The 4,316-nt window shown below is 68.0% G+C and carries 6 protein-coding genes; 2 read left to right on the plus strand and 4 right to left on the minus strand.

What is annotated here, in order from left to right; genetic code table 11:
* Positions 1 to 280: 280 nt before the first annotated feature.
* Positions 281 to 553 (plus strand): GNAT family N-acetyltransferase, encoded by a 273-nt coding sequence (locus ACWTSU_RS06925; protein WP_455139137.1) that lies wholly within the window; start codon positions 281 to 283, stop codon positions 551 to 553.
* Positions 554 to 582: 29 nt separating this feature from the next.
* Here ACWTSU_RS06925 and ACWTSU_RS06930 read toward each other — a convergent pair whose 3' ends face one another.
* The 4 genes from ACWTSU_RS06930 to ACWTSU_RS06945 form a co-directional block, all read right to left on the minus strand.
* Positions 583 to 1,254 (minus strand): LysE family translocator, encoded by a 672-nt coding sequence (locus tag ACWTSU_RS06930; protein ID WP_455139138.1) that lies wholly within the window; start codon positions 1,252 to 1,254, stop codon positions 583 to 585.
* Between the two features lie 30 nt (positions 1,255 to 1,284).
* Entirely contained in the window at positions 1,285 to 2,028 is a 744-nt protein-coding gene (locus ACWTSU_RS06935; RefSeq protein ID WP_455139139.1) for an amino acid ABC transporter ATP-binding protein, read from the minus strand.
* A complete protein-coding gene (locus ACWTSU_RS06940) occupies positions 2,029 to 2,703 on the minus strand; it encodes an amino acid ABC transporter permease (RefSeq protein WP_455139140.1) in 675 nt (224 codons plus the stop codon). It abuts the gene before it with no gap.
* An 81-nt stretch (positions 2,704 to 2,784) separates the two neighbouring features.
* Complete coding sequence (locus ACWTSU_RS06945) at positions 2,785 to 3,603, minus strand: transporter substrate-binding domain-containing protein (RefSeq protein WP_455139141.1); 819 nt, start codon at positions 3,601 to 3,603, stop codon at positions 2,785 to 2,787.
* A 288-nt stretch (positions 3,604 to 3,891) separates the two neighbouring features.
* Between ACWTSU_RS06945 and ACWTSU_RS06950 the strand changes: the two genes are divergently transcribed.
* The coding region (locus ACWTSU_RS06950; protein ID WP_455139142.1) for an N-acetyltransferase family protein at positions 3,892 to 4,316 on the plus strand (425 nt) is incomplete at its 3' end.

Genomic DNA, 4,316 nt, shown 5'->3' on the forward strand with positions numbered 1-4,316 from the left:
TCGACAGGAAGAGGAGGGCGGCGTAGGATACGGGGCGGGGCTGCGGGCCCCGGGGACGGCCCTACACCACTTTTCGTGACGCGACTATGTGCACGGGGTCGGACCGGGGTTTCGCGGAGTTTCTCGCTACCAGGGAACGCACATGCGGCAACTTGACGCATGTGCATCTGCGCGCACGGGAACGGCTCGAGAAGGACGGGCGGCGCCGCTGAAAACACGCGGCAAGGCGGCGCCCCCGCTGTGCGAGAATGGAGCACACACGCGACCGAGAGGAGCACCCATGGGCTACGAGGCAGAGCGCGACGCCGTCCGTCTGGTCTCAGACGAGGGCCAGGTCCTTGCCGAGGTGACGTTCCCGCAGGTGGAGCCCGCCATCGTTGAGATCAACCACACCTTCGTGGACGAGTCGCTGCGCGGCCAGGGCGTCGCGGGCGAGCTGCTGGCGCGCGCCGCCAGCGCCATCGCGGCAAGCGGGTTCAGGGCACGTCCCACCTGCTCCTACGCGGTCAGCTGGTTCGAGAAGAACCCGGAGCGCGCGGACCTTCTCGCCTGACGTGGAAAAGGGACTGTCCCTTTTCCGCGTCACGTCAGGAAGATCATCGCGCCGAGCGCCACGTAGACCAAGCCGCTCACCACGCCCGTCACGCGTCCGGCGCGCGGGCTGCGGCGCAGCAGGCCGGAGAACGGCGCCGCCACGGCCACGATCACCACGGTCCACAGCGTGGACAGCGCCACGTACGTGAGGCCGAGCGCCAGAAACGGCAGCGGCCCGTACGGGTTGGGCGTCGCCACGAACTGCGGCAGCAGCGCCAGGAAGAACAGGATGATCTTGGGATTGAGCACGTTGGTGAGCACGCCCTGCGCATACGTGCGCAGCGTGCCCGCGCGCGTCGCGCCGCCCGAGCCGGGACCGGCTCCGTCTCCGTCCCTCTCGCCAAGCGCCGAGAAGGACGTCACATCGCCGCGCAGCGCACCCACGACGCTCCGCGCGCCCATCACCACCAGGTACGCCGCGCCGGCCACCTTGATGGCACCGAAGGCCACCGGCGAGGCCGCCAGCACGAGCGACAGCCCGGCCGCCACGAGCAGCGTGTGCACCACGAGGCCCGTGTTGATGCCGAGTGCGCTCGCCAGGCCCTCGGCGCGCCCGCCCGCGACGGTGCGCGTGAGGATGTAGACGGTGTCGATGCCCGGGGTGAGGCACAGCGCCGCCGCCGAGGCGACGAAGCCACCGTATCCCACGATCCCGAGCACACCGACCGCCCTTCTCGCCCGCCGGGGCGCCTAGAGCACCTTGGAGAGGAACTCCTTGGTGCGCGGGTTCTGTGGGTTGGTCATCACGTCGAGCGGCTTGCCCTGCTCCTGGATGACGCCCCCGTCGACGAAGCACACGCGGTCGGCGACCTCGCGCGCGAAGCCCATCTCGTGCGTGACGATGACCATCGTCATGCCCTGCTCGGCCAGCTCGCGCATGACGTCGAGGACCTCGCCGACCATCTCGGGGTCGAGCGCGGAGGTGGGCTCGTCGAACAGCATGATGTCCGGGTTCATGGCAAGCGCGCGGGCGATGGCCACGCGCTGCTGCTGACCGCCGGACAGCGACCGCGGCATGGCGTCGAGCTTCTCGGAGAGGCCCACGCGCGCGAGCAGCTTCTTGGCCGTTTCCTCGGCCTGCTCCTTGGTCTGGAGCTTGAGCTCCACCGGCGCGTACATGATGTTCTCCTTCACGCTGTAGTGCGGGAAGAGGTTGAACTGCTGGAACACCATGCCCACGTGCTGGCGGATCTTGTCGACGTTGGCCTTCTTGTCGGTGATCGAGACGCCGTCGATGAGGATCTCGCCGGAGGTGGCCTCCTCGAGGCGGTTGATGCAGCGCAGGAACGTGGACTTGCCCGAGCCCGACGGGCCGATCACGCAGACAACCTCGCCGGCGTGGATGTCGATGTCGATGCCCTTGAGCACGTGGTTGTCGCCGAAGTCCTTGGTGAGGCCGGCGACGTGGATCTTGATGTCGTTGTTGTCAGCCATCTACTTCTTCATCCTTTTCTCGAGGACCGTCGAGAGAACCATCAGCACGCTGGTGATCACCAGGAAGATGACCGCGACCCACGTGTAGGTGGCGAACGACGTCATCGTGCGGCCCACGTAGACCTTGGCCTGGTTCATGATCTCCGGCAGGCCGAGGGCGTACATGATCGTGGAGTCCTTGAGCGTGATGATGCACTGGTTGACCAGGCTCGGCAGGCAGATGCGGACGGCCTGCGGCAGCACGATCTTGAGCATCGTCTTGCCGTGGCTCACGCCCAGGCTGCGCGAGGCCTCGGTCTGGCCCTTGGGCACTGACTGGATGGCGCCGCGGAAGATCTCGGAGGAGTAGGCGCCGGCGTTGAGGATCAGCGTGAGGATGGAGGCCGTCACGATGTCGATGCGGAAGTCGGGCGCGACGGTGGCCTGCAGCAGCTGCGGGACGGCGAAGTAGAGGTAGAAGCCCTGCACGAGCATCGGCGTGCCGCGGATGATCCAGATGTAGACCTTGGCGATGCCGCGCAGCACGCGGAACTTCGAGAGGTTCATGAGGCAGGTGACGATGCCGAGCGGCAGGGCCACCACCAGCGACACGACGGTCACGTAGACCGTCATCTGCAGGCCCTGCCACAGAAGCGGCCACGCCGCGACGAGGGTGTCGATCAGGTTTGCGTTCATGGGGGTCCTTACTACCATCAGGGGGCCACGCGGCGCCTACCGTGCCGCGCGGCCCCGTTTCCTTCAGAGGTCTTGGGGACCCTATGCCTCGAGGTACTTGGCGACGATCTCGTCGTACTCGCCGCTGTCCTGGATGTTCTTCAGGCCGGCGTTGAACATCTCGATCAGCTCGGCGTTCTGGCCCTTGAGCACGGCGAAGCCGTAGGGCGAGGCGTAGTCGGTGTCATCGGTGCCGATGATCGTGAGGCCGTTGCCCTGCGCGACGCCGTAGGCCATGACCGGGTAGTCCTCGAAGCAGGCGGCGGAGTTGCCGGTGAGGACGTCCTGGTACATCATGTCCGAGCTGTCGAAGTAGGTGATGGTGAAGCCGTACTCGTCCTTGATGGACTCGGCCCAGCTGGCGCTCTGGGTGCCGGTCTTGCAGGCCACGGTCTGGCCGCTCAGGTTGTCGAGGCTCGTGACGTCGCCGCCGTCCTTGGCCGCGGCACAGACGTAGGACTCGTAGTACGGGTCGGAGAAGTCGTACTTCTCCTTGCGCTCGTCGGTGATGGACATGCCGGCGATGACGGCGTCGGCCTGGCCGGCCTCGAGCGCGGCCACGGCGGCGTCGAAGCCGAGCGACTGCAGGTCGTACTTGAAGCCCTGGTCGGCGGCGATGGCGGCGAGAAGGTCCACGTCGATGCCCACGAACTCGTTGGCGTCGTTGGTGAACTCGAACGGCGCGAACGTGGTGTCGGTGGCGACGATGTAGGTCTTGTCCGAGGCGTCGTCGGAGCTCGCGTCAGAGCCGGTGCTGGCGCTGGTGTCGGAGCCGTTGCAGCCCACCAGACCCATGCCGAGGACGGCGGCGGTGCCACCGGCGACGCTCAGGAACTGGCGACGAGAGACAGAACTGGACATGGCATTCCTCCCTTATGTGCGCGTGTGCGCGCCCCCCGGCGCGCCTTCGCCCGCGGAAAACACGAGGTACGACCACTCCGCAAGCAATCATGACTTCGATACTGTACCCAAGGTGTGTTTCGGTTCCTTTACATAACGGGCGCACGCGGTTTTCTTGTGGATGAGCCGGTCACGCGCGGTCCGGGGGCGCGCTGGCGAGAGGGGCGACGGCTCGGATACCATGGGTGCGCCCCGTTGCCGTCATGGGCGCGCCCCGGGGTGCGCCCCGCCACCGCCGATCGGAGGACCATGCCCGTCTGCCGCGCCACCATCGCCGACCTGCCCGCCGTCGAGGCCGTCTACGCCGCGTCCATCGACGCGATGCGCGGCACGCCGCTCGACATCCTCTGGGACCTGGACGCGCACCCGTCGCGCGCGTGGCTGCGCGCGGCGGCCGAGCGGGGCGACCTCTTCGTGGCCCGCTCGGGCGACGGGCGCGCGCTCGGCGCCTTCGTCCTCGACGGCGAGCAGGACGCGGACTACGCGCAGGCCCCGTGGCGCGCGGGCGCCGGACCCCGCGAGGTCCAGGTGCTGCACGTGCTCGTGGTCGCACCGGACGCGCGCGGGCGGGGCACGGGCCGCGAGCTGGTGGCGGCGGCGGCCGCCGAGAACCTGAGGAGCAGGGCGCACTCGCTTCGCCTGGACACCTTTTGCCACAACGCGCTCACCGCGTT

The sequence above is a fragment of the Thermophilibacter sp. genome (assembly GCF_966187215.1).

Bases quoted from the DNA above. Each gene is read 5' to 3' on its own strand.
- ACWTSU_RS06925 (WP_455139137.1), top strand. From the start codon at position 281: ATGGGCTACGAGGCAGAGCGCGACGCCGTCCGTCTGGTCTCAGACGAG.
- ACWTSU_RS06935 (WP_455139139.1), bottom strand. From the start codon at position 2,028: ATGGCTGACAACAACGACATCAAGATCCACGTCGCCGGCCTCACCAAG.
- ACWTSU_RS06940 (WP_455139140.1), bottom strand. From the start codon at position 2,703: ATGAACGCAAACCTGATCGACACCCTCGTCGCGGCGTGGCCGCTTCTG.
- ACWTSU_RS06945 (WP_455139141.1), bottom strand. From the start codon at position 3,603: ATGTCCAGTTCTGTCTCTCGTCGCCAGTTCCTGAGCGTCGCCGGTGGC.